We start from the raw sequence: 22,052 nt of genomic DNA on the forward strand, positions 1-22,052 counted from the left end.
CTCACGCCTCCTTCGGGTGGTCGGACGAGGAAGCGCCACCGACCCGGCGGGAGCGGCGCAGGGGCGGCTTGGCTCCGAGCCGCTTGGGGTCGAGTCCCGACCACGGGCTGCCGCTGGCGAAGAACTTCCGGCGGGCCAGCAGGGTCATCACGGGCTTGGTGAACAGGAAGACCACGACGACGTCGAGGATGGTGGTCAGGCCGAGCGTGAACGCGAAGCCCTGCACCTTGCCGACCGTGACGATGAAGAGCACGGCGGCGGCGAGGAAGGAGACGAAGTCGGAGACGAGGACCGTGCGCCGGGCGCGCGGCCAGGCGCGCTCGACGGCGGGCCGCAGGCTGCGGCCCTCTCTGATCTCGTCCCTGATCCGTTCGAAGTACACGATGAACGAGTCGGCGGTGATGCCGATCGCGACGATGGCGCCGCAGACGGCCGGCAGGTTCAGCGCGAAGCCGATACCGGAGCCGAGGAGCGACATCAGGGTGTACGTGAGGATCGCGGAGGCCACGAGGCTGAGCACCGCGATCGCGGCGAGCCCCCGGTAGTACGCGATGAGGTAGATCAGCACCAGGGCGAAGCCGACACCGCCCGCGATCAGGCCCGCCTTGAGCTGCTCGCTGCCGAGCGCGGCGGTGACGGTGGTGACGGTCTCCTCGTGGAAGGAGAGCGGGAGCGCGCCGTACGACAGGACGTTGCCGAGGTCCTTGGCGGACTGCTGGTCGAAGCTGCCGGAGATCTGGGCGCTGCCGCTGAGGGTCTGGCTGACCGAGGGGGCCGACTCCACGTTGCCGTCGAGGACGATGGCGAACTGGTTCATCGGGGACTGCTGCTGTGACAGCTGGCTGGTGATCTTCGAGAACTTCTTGCTGCCGGAGCCGGTGAAGTCCAGCGTGACGATCCACTGGGCGTTCTGGGTGTCGAAGACGCCCTGGGACTTCTTGACGTCGGTGCCTTCGAGGGCGGCCGGGCCGAGGACGTACTTCTCCCACTGCTTGTTGGAGTCCTGGCCGCAGGCGACGATGGTGTCCTTGGGTCCCGCGCCCTGGTTGGCCTTGGTGCGCTGGGCCTTGTTGCTGCAGTCCAGGGACTCGAACTTCTTCTGGAGCGCCGCGGTCGCCGCGTCGGGCGGGGTCGAGGCGTCACCGGTGGCGGGCGGGGTCGCGGGGGCGCTCGCCCCGCCGGAGGCGGAGGGGGAGGGCGCCTTCTTGAGGGCGCTGGTGACGGCGCGGCCCTGGGTGCTCGAACCGGCAGAGGGAGAGCCGGAGGACCGGTCGGAGGCGGTGGAGCCGCCGGAGCCCGCGGAGGCGGAGGCCGACGCGGAGCCGCCGGGGGACGCGCTCGCCGAGCCGCTCGGCGTGGCCTTGGAGGACCCGCTCGCGGACGGCTGGGGCGTGGGCGCGCCGGCCGCGACGGACAGCACGGGCCTGAAGTACAGCTGGGCGGTCTGGCCGACCTGCGAGCGGGCCTGGGCCTCGTTGGTCCCCTTGGGGATGTTCACGACGATGTTGTCGTTGCCCTGCGTCTGGACCTCGGCCTCGGACACGCCGAGACCGTTGACACGGCGGTTCATGATGTCGACCGCGGTGTCCATGTTGGTCTTGTTGATCGCGTTGGGCTTGCCCGGCGTGTTCTGCGCCTTCAACGTGATCGTCGTGCCGCCCGCGAGGTCGATGCCCAGGCGCGGCGCGGTGTCTCCCGACCAGAACATGCCGCCCACGAGGGCGGCGGTGACGATCAGGAACAGTGCAAGGGTGCGGCCCGGCCTGCCCGGCGACCCCGCAGGCCTCCGCCCCTTCTTGGGTGCTGCCACCTTCTCGATTCTCCCTGTCCAACCGCCTGTCGTCCGGTGGTGAGCGCCGGCGTGGGCGGCCACGAAGTGGTGTGGGGACCTGCCCCGCCAAGTTCGTTGCGGCCCGCGCACCGCCGGCAGCCGCGGTGCGGCGGCCCGCGGTCGCGGAGGTGACTACTTCGTTCCGGTCTCGCCGTCGGTCTTCGCGTCGCCCTTGCCGGTCTTCTGCTCGGCGGCCTCGTCCTGCTGAGCGGCGGTGCCGCTCTCCGCCCCTGCGGAGTCCTTCGCGGCCGCGTCCTCGGGCTCGGCCGGGGCGTCGGCGGCGGGCTCGGCGTCGTCGGAGCCCTTCTTGGTCAGGTCGGCGCCGGGCTTCTTGCCGAGGTCGATCCCCGAACCGCCCTCGGTCAGCGACGAGGCGTCGTCGGGCACGACGGGCGCGTCGAGGCCGAGGTCCGCCGCGGACGGCTCCTCGCCGTGGACGATGCGGTTGTACTCCTCGTCGTCGAGGACGGCGCCGATCGCGTTCTTCGCGTAGACCGCGTGGACGCCGGGCGCCACCTCGAGGAGGACCATCTCGTCGTGGACCTCCTTGACGGTGGCGAACATGCCGCCGATCGTGCGCACGCCCACGCCGGGCTGCACCTCGTTGCGCATCGACGCCGCGGCCGCCTGCTTCTTCTTGGCGGACCGCGTCATCAGGAACATGGCCCCGATGAGCACGATGAAGGGGAGAAGGGTCGCGTAACTCACGGGAGGGAACTTCCTTCGCACGACCGCCGTGCTGGACGGACGGCCTGGTATTCGGGGGTGGGGACGCCGACCGGAAGGGCGGCATCGGCGGAGTCTAGGCGAGTCCGCATCGTTGGAACAACGCCCAGCATGGCACCCGGGTTCCGCCCGGGGCGACTATCCGTGTTCTCAGGCCCCGAACAGGCCCTCTTGTCCGCTTGCTCCCGGTGCGTGCCGCGGGGCCGTGAGGCCCAGGTGCGCCCAGGCGGCGGGGGTGGCGACCCGGCCGCGCGGCGTGCGCGCGAGCAGTCCCTCCCGTACCAGGAAGGGCTCGGCGACCTCCTCGACCGTCTCGCGCTCCTCCCCCACGGCGACCGCGAGGGTGGACAGGCCGACGGGTCCGCCGGAGAACAGCTTGAGCAGTGCGTGCAGCACCGCGCGGTCGAGGCGGTCGAGTCCCCGCTCGTCCACCTCGTACACCCCGAGGGCGGCGGCCGCGACCTCTCTGTTGACGAAGCCGTCGCCCTTGACCTGCGCGTAGTCGCGCACGCGGCGCAGGAGGCGGTTGGCGATGCGGGGCGTGCCGCGGGAGCGCCCGGCGATCTCGGCCGCGCCCTCCGCGTCGATCTCCACGTCGAGGAGCTGCGCGGAGCGGTGCAGGACGCGCTCCAGTTCGCCGCTCGCGTAGAACTCCATGTGGCCGGTGAAGCCGAAGCGGTCGCGCAGGGGCGGCGGCAGCAGGCCGGCCCTGGTGGTGGCGCCGACCAGGGTGAAGGGCGGCAGTTCGAGCGGGATGGCCGTGGCGCCTGGCCCCTTGCCGACGATGACGTCGACCCGGAAGTCCTCCATCGCCATGTACAGCATCTCCTCGGCGGGCCTCGACATCCGGTGGATCTCGTCGAGGAACAGCACCTCGCCCTCCTGGAGCGAGGAGAGGATCGCGGCGAGGTCGCCGGCGTGCTGGATCGCGGGGCCCGAGGTGATGCGGATCGGGGCGCCCATCTCGGCGGCGACGATCATCGCGAGGGTGGTCTTGCCGAGGCCCGGGGCGCCGGAGAGCAGGACGTGGTCGGAGGTCGCGCCGCGGGCGAGCGCGGCCCTGAGGACGAGGTCGAGCTGCTCCCGTACGCGCTCCTGGCCGACGAACTCGGACAGCGACTTCGGGCGCAGCGCGGCCTCGACGGCCTGGTCCTCGCCGTCCGCGGAGGCGCCGACGAGCCGGTCGCCGGCGTCGGCTCCTGCGTCGGCGTCCGCTCCTGCGTCGGTGGCGTCCCAGTTCACTGCGTGCCCTTCGGTGGTGCCTCGTGGTCGTGCGGGTCGTGCGGGTGCCGCGGTGGGCTCAGCGCGCGCGGTTCAGGCTCTGGAGCGCGGCCCGCAGCAGCTGCGGCACGGGCGGTTCGGTGCCCTCCGCGAGGGCCGCCTCGGCCTGCGGGGTGACCTGCACGACGGCCTCCTCCGCCTCGCGGCTCTGGTAGCCGAGCCCGACGAGCGCGGAGAGCAACTGGTCGCTCCAGGGCGCGGGCCCGCTCGCCACGGCGCCCGAGCGGGCCGCCGCGCCGGTGCCGAGCGGGGCTCCGAGCCGGTCCCTCAGTTCGAGCAGGAGCTTCTGTGCGCCCTTCTTGCCGATGCCCGGCACGGCGGTGAGCGCCTTCTCGTCGCCGGTGGCGACGGCGGTGCGCAGGGCGTCGGGACTGTGCACGGCGAGCATGGCCTGGGCGAGCCTCGGCCCGACGCCGCTCGCGGTCTGGAGCAGCTCGAAGACCTGCCGCTCGTCGTCGTCGGCGAAGCCGTAGAGGGTGAGCGAGTCCTCCCGTACGACGAGGGAGGTGGCGAGCCTGGCCTGCTCGTCCATGCGGAGCCCGGCGAGGGTGGCGGGCGTGCACTGCACGGCCATGCCGACGCCGCCGACCTCGATCACGGCCGTGGTGGGGGCGAGCGCGGCGACCCTGCCGCTGACGAACGCGATCATGGGATGACCTTCCGGACGGTTGTACCGCCGCCCGGCAGCCGGGCGGGCCGTGCGGCGCGCGCCGCGGCCTCGGCCTGCTGGAGGCGGGAGGTGGCGGGGGCCCGCCAGATGTGGCAGATGGCGAGGGCGAGCGCGTCGGCGGCGTCGGCGGGCTTCGGCATGGCGGCGAGCCGGAGCAGCCGGGTCACCATGGCGCCGACCTGCGCCTTGTCCGCGCGGCCACTGCCGGTGACGGCGGCCTTCACCTCGCTCGGGGTGTGCAGGGCGACGGGGATGCCGCGGCGGGATGCGCAGAGCACGGCGACGGCGCTTGCCTGTGCCGTGCCCATCACCGTGCGCACATTGTGCTGGCTGAACACCCGCTCGACGGCGACGCGCTCCGGCCGGTGCTCGTCGAGCCAGGCTTCGATGCCCTGCTCGACGGCGACCAGCCGCGAGCCGAGGTCGCCGTCCGGCGGGGTGCGGACGACGCCGACGCCGAGCATCGTCAGCGGGCGGCCCGCGACGCCCTCGACCACGCCGATGCCGCACCTGGTGAGACCGGGGTCGACGCCCAGAACCCGCACCGCGCACTCCCCCTTCGGTCAACTGTTCCCGCCGCCTGGCACCCTAGTGGCCGCCGCCGACAAAGCGACGGACCGACGGAGACACGCTCCGTCGGCCCGTCGGATGCCTGGTGCCGGCCCTGGGCCGTGTCTGCGAAAGCCCGTCAGGCGTCGACCTTCTCCATGACCTCGTCGGAGACGTCGAAGTTCGCGAAGACGTTCTGCACGTCGTCGCTGTCCTCCAGCGCGTCGATCAGCTTGAAGATCTTCCGCGCGCCCTCCTCGTCCAGCTCGACCTGCATGGTCGGGACGAAGTTGGCGTCGGCCGAGTCGTAGTCGATGCCGGCCTCCTGGAGGGCGGTGCGCACCGCGACCAGGTCGGTGGCCTCGCTCAGCACCTCGTAGGAGTCGCCGAGGTCGTTGACCTCCTCGGCGCCCGCGTCGAGCACCGCGCCGAGCACGTCGTCCTCGGCCAGCTCACCCTTGGGGACGACGACGACGCCCTTGCGGTTGAACAGGTACGACACGGAGCCGGGGTCGGCCATGGAGCCGCCGTTGCGCGTCATCGCGACGCGCACGTCGGAGGCGGCGCGGTTGCGGTTGTCGGTGAGGCACTCGACGAGCACCGCGACGCCGTTCGGGCCGTAGCCCTCGTACATGATCGTCTCGTAGTCGGCGCCGCCCGCTTCGAGGCCGGCGCCGCGCTTGACGGCCGAGTCGATGTTCTTGTTCGGCACCGACTGCTTCTTCGCCTTCTGCACGGCGTCGAACAGCGTCGGGTTGCCCTCGATGTCGGCGCCGCCGGTGCGCGCCGCGACCTCGATGTTCTTGATCAGCTTCGCGAAGAGTTTGCCGCGCTTGGCATCGATCACGGCCTTCTTGTGCTTCGTCGTAGCCCATTTAGAGTGGCCGGACATCTGCCTGTCTCCTTCACGTAACCGATGCAGCTCTGTTCGCTGGAGATCCTACCGGGATCCGCTCATGCTACGGATCGCACCATCTCCGTGAACAGCCGGTGTACGCGGTGGTCGCCGGTGAGTTCGGGGTGGAAGGAGGTGGCGAGCGCGTTGCCCTGGCGCACGGCGACGACATGGCCCGCGTGCTCGGCGAGGACCTCGGCGCCCGCGCCCACCGACTCCACCCAGGGCGCCCGGATGAAGACGCCCTCGACGGGGCCGCCGTCGACGCCCGCGACCTCGACGGCCGCCTCGAAGGACTCGTTCTGCCGGCCGAAGGCGTTGCGGCGGACGATCATGTCGATGCCGCCGACGGTCTCCTGGCCGGACCTGGGGTCGAGGATCTTCTCGGCGAGCAGGATCATCCCCGCGCACGTCCCGTAGACCGGCAGCCCGGCCGCGACCCGCTCGCGCAGCGGCTCCATCAGGCCGAAGAGGACGGCGAGCTTGGACATGGTGGTGGACTCGCCGCCCGGGACGACGAGCCCGTCCACGGCGGCCAGCTCCTCGGGGCGGCGCACCGCGGCGGCGGTGACGCCGGACGCGGTGAGCGCCGCGAGGTGCTCGCGCACGTCGCCCTGGAGGGCGAGGACGCCCACCGTGAGGTCCCTACCAGCCACGGTTCTCGAACCGCTCGGCGTCGGGGGCCGCGTCCAGGTTGATGCCGACCATGGCCTCGCCGAGGTTGCGCGACGCGTCGGCGATGATCTTCGGGTCGTCGTAGAAGGTGGTGGCCTTGACGATCGCGGCGGCGCGCTTGGCCGGGTCGCCCGACTTGAAGATGCCGGAGCCGACGAACACGCCCTCGGCGCCGAGCTGCCGCATCAGCGCGGCGTCCGCGGGGGTGGCGACGCCGCCCGCGGAGAACAGCACGACGGGCAGCTTGCCGAGCTCGGCGACCTCGCGGACGATCTCGTACGGCGCGCGCAACTCCTTCGCCGCGGCGTACAGCTCGTTGCTGTCCGCGCCGCGCAGGCGGGCGATCTCGCCCTTGATCTGGCGCAGGTGGCGGACGGCCTCCACGACGTTGCCCGTGCCGGCCTCGCCCTTGGAGCGGATCATGGCCGCGCCCTCGGCGATGCGGCGCAGGGCCTCGCCGAGGTTGGTGGCGCCGCACACGAACGGGGTGGTGAACGCCCACTTGTCCGAGTGGTTGGCCTCGTCGGCGGGGGTGAGCACCTCGGACTCGTCGATGTAGTCGACACCGAGGGACTGGAGGACCTGCGCCTCCACGAAGTGGCCGATCCTCGACTTGGCCATGACCGGGATCGAGACGGCCTCGATGATGCCCTCGATCATGTCGGGGTCGGACATCCGCGCGACACCGCCGTGCTTGCGGATGTCGGCGGGGACCCGCTCCAGGGCCATGACGGCGACGGCGCCCGCGTCCTCGGCGATCTTCGCCTGCTCGGGCGTGACGACGTCCATGATCACGCCGCCCTTGAGCTGCTCGGCCATGCCGCGCTTCACTCGGGCGGTACCGGTCTCGGGCGTCGTCTGGGGGGCGGCCTGCGGAGCAGTGGACACAAGGGCCTCGCTGGGGTGGTGTGGGAACGGGAACCTGCACAGGCGAGGAAACGCCGGGTGAAGGGCGGCCGACAAGAGCCAATGCGGGGCCGGTGGACTCCTCGGGGTGCGGTCCACGTCACGTCGGGCGGCCCACCCGCGTGCGCGCGCCCGCACCACCTCCGGCCCCTGCCAGGACGAAGCGGCGGTCCACCCGCGCGTGTACGGGCCCGCACGGTGGCCCGCTCAGAGCCCGAACCGCCCCCGGGGCCCGGACCACCCTCGGGGGGCCGGACCACCCTCAGAGCCCGGACCGCCCCCAGAGCCCGGACCACCCTCGGGGCCCGGACCGCCGCCCAAGCCGCTCGGGGCGGCTCAGGGCCGCTCCGGGGGGCCGGGCCGGTCCGGGTCCGCCGACCCGGCCGCCGGCTCCCCGGCGCCCTCCGTGAGGCGGCGGCCGAGCGCTGCCACGAGGTCGCGCAGCGCGGCGGGCCGCTCGACCGTGAAGGGGCAGTCGAGCGCGGCGAGAACGGCGGGGATCCACTCAAGCCGCTCGGCCCGCACCCGGACGCGGACCCACCCGGACCCGCCGCCCTCCGGGTCCTCGGCCGCCGCCAGGGCCGCCAGGTCCGCCGGGAAGTGGCGGCGCACCCGCTCGACGCTCCCCTGCACGCGCAGGGCCACGTCGTGGGTCCAGGGGGCCCGCGCGAGGCGGTCGAGCACGGTGGCCACCGGGTCGAAGCCCGGCGGCGCGGCGAAGGAGCCCGGCTGCACGGCCAGGCCGGTGATCCGGTCGGCGCGGAAGACCCGCACCCCGCCCGCGGCCCGGTCGGCCCCCGCGACGTACCAGCGCTCGCGGTGCGCCACGAGACCGTACGGCAGCACGGTGCGCTCGCTGCCGCGGCCGCCCCTGTCCCGGTAGGCGAAGCACACGGGCCTGCGCTCGCTCACGGCCTCGGCCAGGCCGAGCAGCACGCCCGCCTCGGGCAGCGCGGCGGGCCGGGGCGGGGCGGTGAAGCCGGCGGTCTCCCTGAGCACGTCGAGGCGCCTCCTCAGGGGCCTGGGCAGCACCCTGCGGAGCTTCGCCGCCGCGGAGGCTGCGGCGGTGGTGTACGGCGGCGCGTCCTCGTCCGCCGCGAGGCCGAGGAGGACGGCGAGCGCCTCCTCCTCCGTGAGCATCAGCGGGGGCATCCGGTGGCCCGGCGCGATCCGGTAGCCCCCGTGGCGCCCGCGCAGCGACTCCACGGGCACGCCGAGTTCCACCAGGTGGCCCGCGTAGCGCCGGACGGTGCGCTCGTCGACGCCGAGCCTGCCGGCCAGCTCGGGCACGGTGCGCACGCCGCCCGCCTGGAGGATCTCCAGCAGGCCGAGCACCCGGGCGGTCGATGTGGTCACGTGCCGAAGTCTGCCGGAGATACCGGGCGGATTCCGCCCGGTATCGGTTCTAGCGTGCGACGGGTCCGCTCGTCCGGCCCCGCCCGTGGGGCCCGCTGGAAGGAAGCACACTCATGGACTTCGCCTCGATCCGCGTCATCACCGGCGACGCGCCCCGGCTCGTCGCGTTCTACGAAGAGGTCACCGCCGTCACGGCGACCTGGTACTCGCCGGACTTCGCCGAGCTCGTCCTGCCGTCCTGCACGCTGGCGGTGGCGAGCGACCGCACGCTCGCGCTCCACGGCGACGGCGTCGCACGGCCCGCCGCCAACGAGTCGGTGATCGTGGAGTTCCGCGTGGCCGACACCGACGCGGAGCACGAGCGGCTCGCGGCCCTCGGCCGCACGGTCGTGCAGGAGCCGACGACGATGCCCTGGGGCAACAGGTCGCTGCTCCTGCGCGACCCCGACGGGAACCTCGTCAATCTCTTCACGCCCGTCACGGAGGCCGCCAGGCGGCGGCTGGAGCGCTGACCTCCGCCGGCCGGGCCGCCGCCGCGGCGCTACGCGGCCCGGTCGGCGAGCGCGAGCGGCGGCTCGTCGTCCATCTCGAAGGCGAGAGGGCGCGGCGCGTGGCCCGCGAGCCGGAACCAGCGCACCTTGCGGTGCCTGCGCAGGGCGCGCGCGGCGCGCACCGCGTCGTTGTAGAAGCGCCGGGCCATCGGCACGCGCCGTACCGCGGCGGCGAGTTCGTCCGCGGCCTCCACACCGCCGGGCGCCGCCCGTACGGCCTCGACCTGCGCGGGCTCCCCGAACACGGCGCGCAGGGCCTGGCTGAGCTCGCTCTCGGCGACCTCGCGCTGCTCCTCCTCGGCCTGCCGGGCCGCGTGGGCGGCCTCGTACAGCACGATCGACGCGGCCGGGTCGAGCACACCCGAGGTGGCGACCTCCTGGGCGACGGACGCCCTGCGCAGCAGGGTCGCGTCGAGGGACGCGCGGGTCGCGTCCGTCCTCGCGTGCAGCCGGTCGAGCCGCCCCGCGGTCCAACTCAGGTACAGGCCGAAGGCGATGAGCACGACGACGGCGACGCCGATCCAGGAGAAGGTCTCGATCACGCGAGCAGGCTACCGGGCCGCGCCGCACCGGCACCGGCCCGCAGCCGGGCGCGCGGTACTCCGCTACCGGCCCGCTCCGCGCTCCACCGCGGCCACTTGGGCCGCGCCGTCGGTGACCGTCTCGTAGACCGCGAGGATGTCGGCGCCCACCGTCGACCAGTCGAAGCGCCGTACGTGCACGGAGGCGCGGGCCCGCAGGGCGGCGCGGCGCGGGGCGTCGGCGAGGAGTTCGAGGGCCGTGGCGGCCAGCGCGTCCGCGTCCCCGCCCGGGAACAGGACGCCCGCGCTGCCCTGCCCGAGCACCTGGGCGAAGGCCTCCAGGTCGCTCGCGAGGACCGGCGCGCCCGCCGACATCGCCTCGACGAGGATGATGCCGAAGCTCTCACCGCCGGTGTTGGGCGCCACGTACAGGTCGACGCTGCTGAGGAAGCGCGCCTTGTCCTCGTCGCTGACCATGCCGAGGAACTCGACGCGGTCGCGCAGTGCGCGGGGCAGCGGGGCCACCGCCTCCTTGGGGTCGCCGCGCCCCGCGACCAGCAGCCGGGCCCCCGGGCTCCGGTCGAGGATCGCGGGCAGTGCCCGCATCAGGACGGGAAGGCCCTTGCGCGGCTCGTCGATGCGGCCGACGAAGCCGATGGTCGGCGCGCCCTCGCGGCCCTGCCAGTCGGGGTGCGGCTCGGCGCGCGCGAAGAAGCCGACGTCGACGCCGTTGGGGATCACCACGGCGTCGCCGCCGAGGTGTTCGACCAGGGTGCGCCGGGCGTACTCGCTGACGGCGATGCGCGCGCTGATCTTCTCCAGCGCCGCCTGGAGGATCGCGTACGCGGCGATCATCGCGCGCGAGCGCGGGTTGGAGGTGTGGAACGTCGCGACGATCGGGCCCTGCGCCGCCCAGCAGGTGAGCAGCCCGAGCGAGGGCGAGGAGGGCTCGTGGATGTGCACCACGTCGAAGCCGCCCTCGTGCAGCCACCTGCGGACCCGGGCGGCGGAGAGGAAGCCGAAGTTGAGCCGGGCCACGGACCCGTTGTACGGGACGGGCACCGCGCGCCCGGCGGAGACCACGTACGGCGGCAGCGGCGTCCCGTCGTCGGCCGGCGCCAGTACGGACACCTCGTGGCCGAGGCCGATCAGGTGCTCGGAGAGGTCCCTGATGTGGAACTGCACGCCTCCCGGCACGTCCCAGGAGTACGGGCAGACGATGCCGATCCTCATGTCCCCGACGCCCCCGCGTCCGGCGCGGGGCGCCTGTCCGGGTCGAGGTCCGCGAGCCAGAGCCGCTGCAGCATGTGCCAGTCCTCCGGGTGGTCGGCGATGCCCCGGGCGAAGACGTCGGCGAGCGCCTGGGTCATGGCGGACGTCTTCTCGGTCCTGTCGCCCGTTTCGGGGACCTCGACGGGCGGGTGGACCGTGCCGCGCATGACGGGCGTCTCGTCGTACCAGAGGGTGACGGGCAGCAGGGCGGCGCCGGTGTGCTGGGCGAGGATCGCCGGGCCCGCCGGCATGGTGGCGCGTTCACCGAAGAAGTCGACCCCGACGCCCGAGGCGGACAGGTCACGGTCGGCGACCAGGCACACCATGCCCCCGGACCGCAGCCGCCTGGCGAGCGTGCCGAAGGCGGAGCCGCCGGAGTGCGGCAGGACCTCCATGCCGAGGCTCTCGCGGTAGGCGACGAACCGGTCGTAGAGCGTCTCGGGCTTGAGCCGTTCCGCGACGGTGGTGAAGTTCCGGCCGAGTGCCTGGGCCACCCAGGCTCCCGCGAGGTCCCAGTTGGCCAGGTGGGGCAGCGCCATGACGACGCCGCGCCCGGCGGCGAACGCCTCGTCGAGGTGGTGCAGGCCCTTCGGCGTGAAGCCGTCCACCACCCGCTCCTTCGAGTAGGTGGGCAGCCGGAAGGACTCCATCCAGTACCGCAGGTACGAGCGCATGCCGGCCTTCGACAGTTCGGCGAGGCGCTCGGGGCCCGCGTCGGGCACCACCCGGGCGAGGTTGCGCTCCAGTCGCAGCACGCCGTGGCCGCGGCGCTTCCACGCCGTGTCGGCGACGGCCCTGCCGAGCGAGCGGGCGACGGGCTCCGGCAGGGTCTTGACCGTGGCCCAGCCGAGTCCGTAGAGGGCGTCGGTCGCGCGGTCCCGCGCGCCGCTCACGACGCGCCGCCCGCGGAGGAGCCGCCTGCGGGCGCGGTCGCCGCCTCCGCGGCGCGCGCCGCGTCCTCCTCTGCGGCCTCCCGCCGTACGGTGACGACCCGCTGACAGAGGGTCACCAGCGAACCCGCGGCGACGATCCACAGCGCGATCGGCAGCAGGATCTGGATGCCGGGGACGCCGAAGGTGCGGTGGAAGCCCGCGAGGCCGCCGAGCACCAGCGTGATCACCAGCCGCTCCGCGCGCTCCACCAGGCCGTTGACGGCGACGGGAAGGCCGATCGACTCGCCGCGCGCCTTGGTGTACGAGACGACCTGGCCGCTGGCGAGGCAGAAGATGGCCACGGCGCACATCATGTCGTTGTCGCCGGTGCCCGCGTACCAGAGCGCGAAGCCGCCGAAGATCGCGCCGTCGGCGACCCGGTCGAGCGTGGAGTCGAGGAAGGCGCCCCAGCGGCTGGAGATCTGGGCCTGCCTGGCCATGTTCCCGTCGACCAGGTCGGAGAAGACGAAGACCGTGATGCAGATGGTGCCCCAGAAGAACTCACCCCGGGGATAGAACACCAGCGCGCCCGCCACCACCCCCGCCGTGCCGATCAGCGTGACCGTGTCCGGGCTCACCCCCCGGCGGAGCAGGAGCGCGGCGAACGGCGTGAGGACACGCGTGAAGAACGCACGCGCGTACTTGTTCAGCATGGCTTTCCCGGGGTCGGTGCGCCGGACGGCCCCGGTGGCCGTCGGCTGGCCCATCGTAGCCACGACCGCCGCCCGCCAGTGCCGGGTCCCCGGCGCGCGCCCCGGACGTGCGGGGCGGCCTGCGTATGGACGTGACCTGGCCCGGGTGCGAAGCTCGAAGGACACCGTGGGCACCGCCGGAGCTGCCTGGGCGGCTCTCCCTTGTCCGCGCCCTCCACAACCCCTCACCGCGCGATCACATCCGGGAGGCAGGACACCATGGGCGACAGGGCGAAGACACACATCGGGGCCGCCGGAGGGGCGACGACAGCCGACCGGCCCGCCACCGTACGGAACGTGGTCCTGGTCGGCCACAGCGGCTCGGGCAAGACGACGCTCGTCGAGGCGCTGGCGCAGACCGCGGGGGCGGTGGTGCGGCCCGGCAGGGTCGAGGACGGGGGGACCGTCTCCGACTACGACGAGATCGAGCACCGGCAGCACCGCTCGGTACAGCTGTCGCTGGTCCCCGTCGAGTGGGGCGGGTACAAGGTCAACCTCCTGGACACTCCGGGATACGCCGACTTCGTCGGCGAGCTGAGGGCCGGTCTGCGGGCCGCGGACGCGGCCCTCTTCGTCGTCTCGGCCGCGCAGGAGGCCGAGGCCGTGCCCGACGTGACGCGGGCCGTGTGGGACGAGTGCGCGGCAGTGGGCATGCCGCGGGCCATCGTGGTGACGCACCTGGACACCGCGCGCACCGGGTTCGAGGCGATGACACGGGTGTGCGGGCGGCTGTTCGGCGGGGACGACCCGGACGCCGTCGTACCGCTCCACCTGCCGGTCCTCGGGCCCGAGGGCCCTGACGGGCACGCCCGGGCGACGGGCCTCGTGGGGCTGCTGTCGCGCCGGGTCTTCGACTACGCGTCGGGCGAGCGCAGGGCGGGGCCGCCGTTTGACGACGAGCTGCCGGCGGCCGAGGCGGCCCGCAACCGGCTCATCGAGGGGATCATCGCGGAGAGCGAGGACGAGACCTTGATGGACCGCTATCTGGCGGGCGAGGAGCTGGACGTCGGGACGCTCACCGCGGACCTGGAGAAGGCGGTGGCCCGCGGGGTGTTCCATCCGGTGCTCGCCGCGGCGCCCGCGGCGCCGGGCGGCTCCCAGGGCCTCGGCACGGTGGAGCTGCTCGACCTGGTGACGGGCGGCTTTCCCTCACCGCTGGAACGCGCCGCGCCCCGGGTCACCACGGTGCGGGGCGCGGCGCGCGAGAGGATCGGCTGCGACCCGGCGGGGCCGCTGCTCGCGGAGGTGGTGAAGACGGCCTCCGACCCGTACGTGGGCCGGATGTCGCTCGTGCGGGTCTTCTCCGGCACGCTGCGCCCCGACGCGACGGTGCACGTGTCGGGCCGCCGCCCGGCGGACGGGCACGCCCCGGCGGGTCCCGGCACGGACGGCGAGCCGGTGGCGCACGACGCGGACGAGCGGGTCGGCGCGCTGTCCTCGCCGTTCGGCAAGCAGCAGCGCGTCCTGCCGGAGTGCCGCGCGGGCGACCTCGCGTGCGTGGCGAAGCTCGCGCACGCGGAGACCGGAGACACCCTGTCGGCGCCCGAGGACCCGCTGCTGGTGGAGGCGTGGCCGATGCCGGAGCCGCTGCTGCCGCTCGCCGTGGAGGCGCACGGCAAGGCGGACGAGGACAAGCTGTCGCAGGCGCTCGCCGGGCTGGTCGCGGAGGATCCCACGCTGCGCCTCGAACAGAACCAGGACACGCACCAGTTGGTGCTGTGGTGCCTCGGCGAGGCGCACCGGGAGGTGGCCCTTGAGAGGCTACGCGCCCGCTACGGCGTACGGGTCGACGCCGTGCCGCACAGGGTGGCGCTGCGGGAGACGTTCGGCGCGCCGGCGTCAGGCCGCGGGCGGCATGTGAAGCAGTCCGGCGGGCACGGGCAGTTCGCGATCTGCGAGATTACGGTGGAGCCGCTGCCGCCCGGCTCGGGTGTCGAGTTCGTCGACGAGGTGGTGGGGGGCGCGGTGCCGCGGCAGTTCGTCCCCTCCGTCGAGAAGGGCGTACGGGCGCAGGCGGAGCGCGGGGTCGCCGCCGGGCATCCGCTGGTGGACGTGCGGGTGACGCTGCGCGACGGCAGGGCGCACTCGGTGGACTCGTCGGACGCCGCGTTCCAGACTGCGGGCGCGCTCGCACTGCGCGAGGCGGCCGCCGCCGCGCCGATCCACCTGCTCGAACCGGTCGCCGAGGTGGCCGTGCTGGTGCCCGACGAGCACGTCGGCCCGGTGATGAGCGACCTGTCGGGCCGCCGCGGCCGTGTCGTGGGGACCGAGCCCGCGGGTTCCGGGCTCACGGTGGTGCGTGCCGAGGTGCCCGAGCTGGAGATCGGCAGGTACGCCGTCGACCTCAGGTCGCTCGCGCACGGCACGGGCCGCTTCAGCCGTACGTACGCGCGGCACGAGCCGATGCCGCGGGCGGTGGCCGAAAAGCTGCGGGAACGGAGCTTGATCGACGCGTAGTTGACATAGGACTGCCAAGAGCGGGGCACCACGGATACGCTGGGGTGCCCAGCTCAGCAGGCGTGCGGGCCCGCGGGGCGGGAAGTGGCGGCACAGCGGAACCTCGGCGACGGGTGGGGGCGGTCAGGCAGTGAGCGACGGGTTCGACTTCAGCCCTGGGGCACAGGTGCCCCTGATGGGCGCGGCGGGCCAGACCGCGGCGACCCAGGCGCTGGCCTCGGCCGCGTACCGCGACAGCGATCTCACGGAGATCCTCAAGGCGGACAACGAGTGGCACCAGTCCACGATCAAGGGCGGCTCGCGCACCAAGGAGGGCAGGACCAACATCTTCGCCCCCAACCTGGGCGAGGCGTTCGCGCGCGCCGTGCAGACGCGGACCCTCGGCGGGGGGCGCGCCGCGCTCATCCAGTCCTTCGGCATCGAGGCGCAGACGGTGGTGGAGCACTGCCTGGCCGCGAACCACATCCGCAAGGAGCGCGACCAGCGGCTCACCGTGATCACCGTGGTCTTCGGCGTGCTGTTCCTGCCGGGGCTGCTGCTGTGGCTCGGGGTGTTCGCGCTGCGCCGCGGCCTCGCGTCGGGTGCGCGCAAGAGCGCGGGCGCCATCGGCACGCTGCTGCTTGTGGCGGTCGGCGTGCTCGCGGTGATCTTCCTGCTGTTCCTGCCGTTCAACGGCGTCGTCGGGTGGTACATACGCGGTGTCATCCTGATGCCGCCCGTCGGCTGGTACCTCGCCAAGCGGGTCTCCGAGTCGACCGCCAAGGACCTGCGCGGCCGGTGGGACGCGCTGCTCTCGGGCGGCGGCATCGGTGCCAAGGTCCCGGACGCGGTGCCGGGGCACCCGGGCGAGTCGGCCCGCGAGGAGCTGCGGCAGGGCCTCCAGAAGCTCACCGCGGAGCAGCAGTCGAACGTCGTCTTCTACGCGGGCCCCAAGGGCATACTCGGCATGGGCACCCGGTGGGGCAGCTGGCAGCTGGCCGAGCAGCTCGTCCCGAAGGACCCGGGCAAGGAGATACACGGCTTCCGCAGCTGGGACGTGATCAAGGCCATCCACGACCAGCTCAAGCTGCTGGAGCGCGGCCCGCTCAACACGGGCGGCTTCCCGACGCCGTCGGTGAAGCACTGGATCGTCTCGCCGGTCGGCCAGGGCGCCGGCTCGGTGAGCAGGCCCGAGGGCCAGGACGTCGAGGCCTTCCAGGTCAAGCCGCACGAGATACAGCGCATCTGCAACGAGCAGCAGTTCGGCAGCGGCAACCGCCACTACCTGGGCGTGCAGTTCACGCTCTGGGACGGCCAGCTGATCCTGACGATGATGATCAACGTGACCGTGCTGCACGAGACCCTGCGCATCGAGGTCACGGGGTACGCCCTCGGACCCGTGCACGGCCTGTTCACCACCAAGCCGTCGCCGAAGACCGTCAGTTCGCCGAAGATGGTCAAGTTCTGGGAGACCACAACCCGCACCCTGCCGCTCGTCAGCAACGACGAGGTGGTCAGGCTCGCGGTGCGGGCGCCGCTCGTCTGGTACCCGCCGATCCTCGACCACCTCGGCGGCAAGCTGGTGCTGCCGGAGCCGTTCGGCCTGCGGCACGCCTGGGCGGAGCAGCCGTGGCTGCACCGCTTCATGGCGGACGACGCGCTGCGCACCGCCACCCCGGTGCTGCGGGCCGCCCACACCGCGGCGCTGCGCGTACTGGACGAGCACGGCGTGGAGACCACGCAGTTCGGCGCCCGCGCGGGCGCGCTGAGCGGCGCCGTACAGGACCCGACGCCGTCGAAGGCCGACACGTACAACGCGTAGGGCCGCGGGGCGCGCGCGGCCCTCGGGGCCGGGGGTCTTCCGGTGCCGGCCCGCCCCGCGCGCGGCCCTCGGGGCCGGGGCTCAGGCGGGCCAGGCGGCGGCCAGCATGGCGCGGGTGTCGGCGAGGAGCTGCGGCAGCACCTTGGTGTGGCCGACGACCGGCATGAAGTTGGTGTCGCCACCCCACCGGGGCACCACGTGCTGGTGCAGGTGGGCGGCGATCCCCGCGCCCGCGACCGCGCCCTGGTTCATCCCGATGTTGAAGCCGTGCGCGCCGGAAGCGGCGCGCAGCGCGGCCATGGCGCGCTTGGTGAACAGGCCGAGCTCGGCGGTCTCCGCGTCGTCGAGCTCGGTGTAGTCCGCGACGTGCCGGAACGGCACCACCATGAGGTGGCCGCCGTTGTACGGGTAGAGGTTGAGCACCGCGTACACGCGCTCGCCGCGCGCGACGACCAGGCCGTCCTCGTCCGACTTGGACGGGATGGAGCAGAAGGGACAGCCGTCCTCGGCCCCCGATCCGGTGGGCTTGTTCTCGCCCTGGATGTACGCCATCCGGTGAGGCGTCCACAGGCGCTGGAACGCGTCCGGGCTCCCCACTCCGATCTGCTGCTCCGGCTCAGTCGTCATGCTCTGCAGCATAAGACGTGGCGGGCGCGTGGCGTGTCGCCGGTGCCCGGTCCTGCGGCCGGGAGGGCGGGGACGCGCCGCGGCCCCCGGAGCGGTACGGGCGGCTCCCGGGGCCGCGGCGGCCGGGCAGGGTCAGACCTGGACGCGGTCGGCGACCGCGCGGGCGATCTTGTCCAGGGCGTCGCCGCGCGGGATGCCGTTCTCCTGCGAGCCGTCGCGGTAGCGGAAGGAGACCGTACCCGCGCGCATGTCGTCGTCGCCGACGATGACCATGTACGGGGTCTTGGCCTTCTGGTGGTTCCTGATCTTCTTCTGCATACGGTCGGACGAGGAGTCCACCTCCATGCGCAGTCCCCGGCCCCGGGCCTCGGCCGCGAACTCCTCCAGGTACGGCACGTGGGTGTCGCCGACCGGGATGCCGACGGCCTGCACGGGCGCGAGCCAGGCGGGGAAGGCGCCCGCGTAGTGCTCAAGCAGGACGCCGAAGAACCGCTCGATGGAGCCGAACAGCGCGCGGTGCAGCATCACGGGCTGCTGCTTGGAGCCGTCGGCCGCGGTGTATTCGAGGCCGAAGCGCTTGGGCTGGTTGAAGTCGACCTGGAGGGTCGACATCTGCCAGGACCTGCCGATGGCGTCCTTCGCCTGCACGGAGATCTTCGGTCCGTAGTAGGCGGCGCCGCCCGGGTCGGGCACGAGCGGCAGGCCCTGCTTCTCCGCGGCCTGGCGCAGCGCCTCCGTGGCCTCGTCCCAGTCCTCGTCGGAGCCGATGAACTTGTCCGACTCCGGGTCGCGGGTGGAGAGTTCGAGCTCGAAGTCGTCGAGCCCGTAGTCACGCAGCAGGCCGAGGACGAAGGTCAGGAGCGTGTCGAGCTCCTGCGGCATCTGCTCCTTGGTGCAGTAGATGTGCGAGTCGTCCTGGGTGAACCCGCGGGAGCGGGTCAGGCCGTGGACCACCCCGGACTTCTCGTAGCGGTAGACCGTGCCGAACTCGAACAGCCGCAGCGGCAGTTCGCGGTAGGAGCGGCCTCGCGACTTGAAGATCAGGTTGTGCATGGGGCAGTTCATCGCCTTGAGGCGGTAGTTCTGCCCGTCGAACTCGATGGGCGGGAACATGCCCTCCGCGTAGTGCGGCAGGTGGCCCGAGGTCTCGAAGAGGTGCTCCTTCGAGATGTGGGGGGTGTTGACGAACTCGTACCCCTCGGCCTCGTGCCGCCTGCGGGAGTAGTTCTCCATCTCCTTGCGGATGACCCCGCCCTTGGGGTGGAAGACGGCGAGGCCGGGGCCGAGCTCGTCGGGGAAGGAGAACAGGTCCAGCTCGGCGCCGAGCTTGCGGTGGTCGCGGCGCTCGGCCTCCGCGAGGAACTCCAGGTGCGCCTTGAGTTCGTCCTTCGTCGGCCAGGCGGTGCCGTAGATCCGCTGGAGCTGCGGGTTCTTCTCGCTGCCCCGCCAGTACGCGGCGGCCGAGCGCATCAGCTTGAAGGCGGGGATGTACCGGGTGGTGGGCAGGTGGGGCCCCCGGCACAGGTCCTTCCAGCACAGCTCGCCGGTCTTCGCGTCGAGGTTGTCGTAGATGGTCAGCTCGCCCGAGCCGACCTCGGCGTCCGCGCCCTCGGCCGCGTCGGCCGCCCTGCCCTTGAGCCCGATGAGCTCGATCTTGTAGGGCTCGCCCGCGAGTTCCACCCGGGCGTCCTCGTCGGTGGTGACGCGGCGGGAGAAGCGCTGGCCGCGCTTCTGGATCTCCTGCATCTTCTTCTCGACGGCCTTGAGGTCCTCCGGGGTGAAGGGGCGCTCGACGTCGAAGTCGTAGTAGAAGCCGTCCTTGATGGGCGGGCCGATGCCGAGCCTGGCCTCGGGGAAGATCTCCTGCACGGCCTGCGCCATGACGTGGGCGGTGGAGTGGCGCAGGATGTTCAGGCCGTCGGGCGAGGAGATCTCGACCGGCTCCACGACCTCGCCCTCGCCGGGGGCGTACGCGAGGTCCTTGAGCTGCCCGTCCACCCGGGCGGCGACGATGCCGCGCTCCCCGGTGAAGAGGTCGGCGGCCGTAGTGCCCGTCGTCACCACGCGCTCTTCCCGCTCGGAATCGCGTTGGATGATCACACGGACGTCTGACACCGGTCTCTCCCTCACTGCACGGGCTGCCGCAGCGGGCGCTGCGCCCGTGAATCGTACCGAGCCTCGGCGGTCGTTCGCGAAAGGGTATAGCGACCGCAAAGACCGCTTACCTCACCACCTGTCCGGGTACCTACCGGTCCGTGCTGCGTTGGGCAGTCATCTGCCGTACAGGGCTGAGGAGTTCGTGCATGACGCTGTGGTACGAGGGGCCGCTGGCCGCGTTCGGGGCCGCGACCACGGGGCGGGACCCGGAGGGCGACAGGATCGTCTCGGCTGCGCTGGTGTCCCAGGAGGCGCCGCGGCGGGCGCCCCGGGTCAGGCGGTGGCTGGTGGACCCGGGGGTTCCGGTGCCGTGCGCGCACGGGCTGACCGACGACTACCTGCACCGCAACGGCCGCTGGCCCGCCCCCGTCGTGGGGGAGATAGCCGGGGCGCTCGGCACCGCGTGGGCCGCGGGGGTGCCGCTGGTGGTGGCGCACGCGGCGTACGGGATGACGGTCCTCGACCGCGAGCTGTGGCGGCACCGGGCCACCCGGCTCGCCCGGTACGCGGAGCCGGCGCCGCTGTGCGTGCTCGACCCGTTCCTCCTCGACCGCCATCTCGACCGGCGCGCAGCCGGGCGCGGGCGGGGCCTCGCCGAATTGTGCGCGCGCTACGGGGTGGGCGCGGCCGACCCCCGCGACCCGGCGGCGCACGCGCTCGCCGCCCTTGAGGTGACCCGGGCGGTGGGGCGCAGGTTCGCGGCGAGGCTCGGCCGGCTGACCGCCGTGGAGCTGCACCGCCTCCAGGGCGCGTGGCACGCGGCGCAGGCGCGGGGCGCGCTCGGCTGGCTGGTGCGCGGCGGCGAGCAGGCGCGGGCCAGGGCCGCGGCGGGCTGGCCGCTGCCGCCCGACCTCCCCGCGACGGCGGCCTGAATCCCCCGGGGGAGGGGCCCGCTCGTCCCGCGGACGCTCGGGACCGGTCGCCGGCGGGGCGAGCGGGCCCTGCGGGCACGCGAAAGGCCGGTCCGTCGGGGCGGACCGGCCTGTTTCCGGTGGGCGATACTGGGTTCGAACCAGTGACCTCTTCGGTGTGAACGAAGCGCTCTCCCACTGAGCTAATCGCCCGGCAACGGACTGAACCATACAGGTCCCCTGGGGTTCCCACCAAACCGCGCCGGGGCCGCCCCCGCCCGTACTCAGGCGCCGCGCTGAGTACGCGCGACCACCCCCTGAGTAGGCGCGCCGATGGCCGTGCGGCACGGCGCGCGGACACTCGCGGACATGACGAACGTCCCCTCCGTGCGCGCCCGGCTGGCCGCCGTCGACGAGGAACTGCGCCGGCTCGAAGGGCGCAGGCACGTGCTGCTCGGGCACCGCGCCCACCTGCTGTCGCTGCTCGCCGCGGCGCCGCCCGCACCCACTCCCCCGGCCTGGCCCGCGGCGCCGCAGCGCCCGCGTGAGGTGGCGCCGCGCGGCGCGCAGAACACCCTCCTCGCGCTCGGCGGGACGCTCCTCGCGACCGCCGCGGTCGTGTTCACCGCGGTCAGTTGGGGCGCGCTGGGCGACGGCGGCAGGACGGCCGTGCTGACGCTGGTGACGGTCGCGGCGCTCGCGGCCCCCGCGGTGCTCGGCCGCAGGGGCCTTGCCGCGACGGCGCAGACGGTGTCGGTCCTCGGTCTGCTGCTCACCGTGCTCGACGCGGCCGGGGCCGCGTCCCTGACGGGGTCGGACGGCTTCGGTTTCGCGGGTGGCGTCGCGCTCGCCCTGGCCGCGCTGTGGACGGGGTACGGGCTCGCGCTGCCCGCACTCCTCGTGCCGCTGCCCGCGGCCGTGTTCGCCGGGCAGTTCGCCGGGGTGTGCTGGGCGGTGGCGGCCGGCGCGCCGCCGCTCGTGCTCGCCTGGACGCTGCTGGCGACCGGGGTGGCGGACGCGGCGGTGGCGCTCACCGCGGCCCGTCCCCAGGTCCGGGTCCCGGGGGCCGTCGCGGCGGCCGCGACCGGCGGCCTGGGCATGCTCGCGGGCGGCTGGTTCTCGCTGGCCGCCCGCACCGCGGCCGGGGCGCCCCCGCCCGGCCGGCTGCTGCTCGCGGGCGCGGCCGCGGCGTGCTGTGCGGCGGCGCGCGCACGGTTCCTCACGGCGCCCGCCGCGGTTCTCGCGACGTTCGCCGCGGTCGCCGCGGTGGGCGACGCGGCGCGCCACGCGGTGCCGGGCGCG

General features: G+C 73.6%; 19 protein-coding genes, 1 tRNA gene and 1 pseudogene. 5 read left to right on the forward strand and 16 right to left on the reverse strand.

Annotated features, from left to right (window positions below):
• Position 1: 1 nt before the first annotated feature.
• The 9 genes from secD to ABEA77_RS14995 all read right to left on the reverse strand — a co-directional run bounded on the left by secD (position 2) and on the right by ABEA77_RS14995 (position 8,889).
• Positions 2-1,810, reverse strand: coding sequence for a protein translocase subunit SecD (gene secD / locus ABEA77_RS14955; RefSeq protein WP_345646636.1), 1,809 nt, complete (start codon positions 1,808-1,810; stop codon positions 2-4).
• A gap of 153 nt (positions 1,811-1,963) precedes the next feature.
• A complete protein-coding gene (gene yajC, locus ABEA77_RS14960) occupies positions 1,964-2,539 on the reverse strand; it encodes a preprotein translocase subunit YajC (protein ID WP_345646639.1) in 576 nt (191 codons plus the stop codon).
• Between the two features lie 168 nt (positions 2,540-2,707).
• On the reverse strand, positions 2,708-3,799 hold the full coding sequence (ruvB, locus tag ABEA77_RS14965) for a Holliday junction branch migration DNA helicase RuvB (RefSeq protein WP_345646642.1): 1,092 nt from the start codon (positions 3,797-3,799) through the stop codon (positions 2,708-2,710).
• 58 nt (positions 3,800-3,857) lie between these two features.
• Complete coding sequence (gene ruvA / locus ABEA77_RS14970; protein ID WP_345646645.1) at positions 3,858-4,487, reverse strand: Holliday junction branch migration protein RuvA; 630 nt, start codon at positions 4,485-4,487, stop codon at positions 3,858-3,860.
• The gene (gene ruvC, locus ABEA77_RS14975; RefSeq protein WP_345646648.1) at positions 4,484-5,053 is read right to left on the reverse strand and encodes a crossover junction endodeoxyribonuclease RuvC; all 570 of its coding nucleotides are present in this window, start codon (positions 5,051-5,053) and stop codon (positions 4,484-4,486) included. Before ruvC ends, ruvA begins: the two co-directional genes overlap by 4 nt.
• A 143-nt stretch (positions 5,054-5,196) precedes the next feature.
• Entirely contained in the window at positions 5,197-5,949 is a 753-nt protein-coding gene (locus ABEA77_RS14980; protein WP_345646650.1) for a YebC/PmpR family DNA-binding transcriptional regulator, read from the reverse strand.
• Positions 5,950-6,011: 62 nt separating this feature from the next.
• Positions 6,012-6,608 carry a pyridoxal 5'-phosphate synthase glutaminase subunit PdxT gene (gene pdxT / locus ABEA77_RS14985; protein WP_345646652.1) on the reverse strand — a complete coding sequence of 199 codons (597 nt, stop codon included), beginning with the start codon at positions 6,606-6,608 and terminating at the stop codon, positions 6,012-6,014.
• The gene (gene pdxS / locus ABEA77_RS14990; protein ID WP_345646655.1) at positions 6,598-7,515 is read right to left on the reverse strand and encodes a pyridoxal 5'-phosphate synthase lyase subunit PdxS; all 918 of its coding nucleotides are present in this window, start codon (positions 7,513-7,515) and stop codon (positions 6,598-6,600) included. The genes pdxT and pdxS overlap by 11 nt, the downstream gene beginning before the upstream one ends.
• Before the next feature lie 354 nt (positions 7,516-7,869).
• Positions 7,870-8,889 (reverse strand): helix-turn-helix transcriptional regulator, encoded by a 1,020-nt coding sequence (locus ABEA77_RS14995; protein ID WP_345646657.1) that lies wholly within the window; start codon positions 8,887-8,889, stop codon positions 7,870-7,872.
• 113 nt (positions 8,890-9,002) lie between these two features.
• Here ABEA77_RS14995 and ABEA77_RS15000 point away from each other — a divergent pair, with 113 nt between their 5' ends.
• Positions 9,003-9,401: a VOC family protein gene (locus ABEA77_RS15000; protein WP_345646660.1), complete on the forward strand. Its 399-nt coding sequence runs from the start codon at positions 9,003-9,005 to the stop codon at positions 9,399-9,401.
• Positions 9,402-9,430: 29 nt separating this feature from the next.
• Here ABEA77_RS15000 and ABEA77_RS15005 read toward each other — a convergent pair whose 3' ends face one another.
• From ABEA77_RS15005 to pgsA, 4 genes are all read right to left on the reverse strand, one after another.
• The gene (locus ABEA77_RS15005; protein WP_345646663.1) at positions 9,431-9,982 is read right to left on the reverse strand and encodes a LemA family protein; all 552 of its coding nucleotides are present in this window, start codon (positions 9,980-9,982) and stop codon (positions 9,431-9,433) included.
• Between the two features lie 63 nt (positions 9,983-10,045).
• The gene (locus ABEA77_RS15010) at positions 10,046-11,194 is read right to left on the reverse strand and encodes a glycosyltransferase family 4 protein (RefSeq protein ID WP_345646666.1); all 1,149 of its coding nucleotides are present in this window, start codon (positions 11,192-11,194) and stop codon (positions 10,046-10,048) included.
• A complete protein-coding gene (locus tag ABEA77_RS15015) occupies positions 11,191-12,126 on the reverse strand; it encodes a phosphatidylinositol mannoside acyltransferase (protein ID WP_345646669.1) in 936 nt (311 codons plus the stop codon). Before ABEA77_RS15015 ends, ABEA77_RS15010 begins: the two co-directional genes overlap by 4 nt.
• Positions 12,123-12,872, reverse strand: a complete 750-nt coding sequence (gene pgsA, locus ABEA77_RS15020; protein WP_425588277.1) for a phosphatidylinositol phosphate synthase — start codon at positions 12,870-12,872, stop codon at positions 12,123-12,125. Before pgsA ends, ABEA77_RS15015 begins: the two co-directional genes overlap by 4 nt.
• Positions 12,873-13,076: 204 nt before the next feature.
• Between pgsA and ABEA77_RS15025 the strand changes: the two genes are divergently transcribed.
• Both ABEA77_RS15025 and ABEA77_RS15030 read left to right on the forward strand, forming a co-directional pair.
• Entirely contained in the window at positions 13,077-15,314 is a 2,238-nt protein-coding gene (locus tag ABEA77_RS15025) for an elongation factor G-like protein EF-G2 (protein WP_345646671.1), read from the forward strand.
• 175 nt (positions 15,315-15,489) lie between these two features.
• Complete coding sequence (locus ABEA77_RS15030) at positions 15,490-17,115, forward strand: hypothetical protein (protein ID WP_345646709.1); 1,626 nt, start codon at positions 15,490-15,492, stop codon at positions 17,113-17,115.
• 81 nt (positions 17,116-17,196) lie between these two features.
• On the opposite strand, the gene ABEA77_RS15035 is transcribed toward ABEA77_RS15030, so the two are convergent.
• Together ABEA77_RS15035 and thrS are read right to left on the reverse strand one after the other, a co-directional pair.
• Positions 17,197-17,754: an HIT family protein gene (locus tag ABEA77_RS15035; RefSeq protein ID WP_345646674.1), complete on the reverse strand. Its 558-nt coding sequence runs from the start codon at positions 17,752-17,754 to the stop codon at positions 17,197-17,199.
• Between the two features lie 120 nt (positions 17,755-17,874).
• Complete coding sequence (gene thrS / locus ABEA77_RS15040) at positions 17,875-19,857, reverse strand: threonine--tRNA ligase (RefSeq protein WP_345646677.1); 1,983 nt, start codon at positions 19,855-19,857, stop codon at positions 17,875-17,877.
• Positions 19,858-20,045: 188 nt separating this feature from the next.
• Between thrS and ABEA77_RS15045 the strand changes: the two genes are divergently transcribed.
• A complete protein-coding gene (locus ABEA77_RS15045) occupies positions 20,046-20,771 on the forward strand; it encodes a 3'-5' exonuclease family protein (protein WP_345646680.1) in 726 nt (241 codons plus the stop codon).
• A 120-nt stretch (positions 20,772-20,891) separates the two neighbouring features.
• Here ABEA77_RS15045 and ABEA77_RS15050 read toward each other — a convergent pair.
• Positions 20,892-20,963, reverse strand: a tRNA-Val gene (locus ABEA77_RS15050).
• A gap of 156 nt (positions 20,964-21,119) precedes the next feature.
• Between ABEA77_RS15050 and ABEA77_RS15055 the strand changes: the two are divergent.
• A pseudogene (locus ABEA77_RS15055) lies at positions 21,120-22,052 on the forward strand (SCO7613 C-terminal domain-containing membrane protein); the annotation flags it as partial.

Origin of the sequence: Streptomyces tremellae (assembly GCF_039540215.1) — a bacterium.
In the GTDB taxonomy this organism is placed as follows: domain Bacteria; phylum Actinomycetota; class Actinomycetes; order Streptomycetales; family Streptomycetaceae; genus Streptomyces; species Streptomyces tremellae.

What these genes read in the sequence shown, in the direction of transcription:
- ABEA77_RS14980 (WP_345646650.1), bottom strand. Translation starts at nt 5,949, where the DNA reads ATGTCCGGCCACTCTAAATGGGCTACGACGAAGCACAAGAAGGCCGTG.
- ABEA77_RS15035 (WP_345646674.1), bottom strand. Translation starts at nt 17,754, where the DNA reads ATGCTGCAGAGCATGACGACTGAGCCGGAGCAGCAGATCGGAGTGGGG.
- ruvA (WP_345646645.1), bottom strand. Translation starts at nt 4,487, where the DNA reads ATGATCGCGTTCGTCAGCGGCAGGGTCGCCGCGCTCGCCCCCACCACG.
- pgsA (WP_425588277.1), bottom strand. Translation starts at nt 12,872, where the DNA reads ATGGGCCAGCCGACGGCCACCGGGGCCGTCCGGCGCACCGACCCCGGG.
- ABEA77_RS15025 (WP_345646671.1), top strand. Translation starts at nt 13,077, where the DNA reads ATGGGCGACAGGGCGAAGACACACATCGGGGCCGCCGGAGGGGCGACG.
- ABEA77_RS15000 (WP_345646660.1), top strand. Translation starts at nt 9,003, where the DNA reads ATGGACTTCGCCTCGATCCGCGTCATCACCGGCGACGCGCCCCGGCTC.
- ABEA77_RS15030 (WP_345646709.1), top strand. Translation starts at nt 15,490, where the DNA reads ATGGGCGCGGCGGGCCAGACCGCGGCGACCCAGGCGCTGGCCTCGGCC.
- ABEA77_RS15010 (WP_345646666.1), bottom strand. Translation starts at nt 11,194, where the DNA reads ATGAGGATCGGCATCGTCTGCCCGTACTCCTGGGACGTGCCGGGAGGC.
- ABEA77_RS15045 (WP_345646680.1), top strand. Translation starts at nt 20,046, where the DNA reads ATGACGCTGTGGTACGAGGGGCCGCTGGCCGCGTTCGGGGCCGCGACC.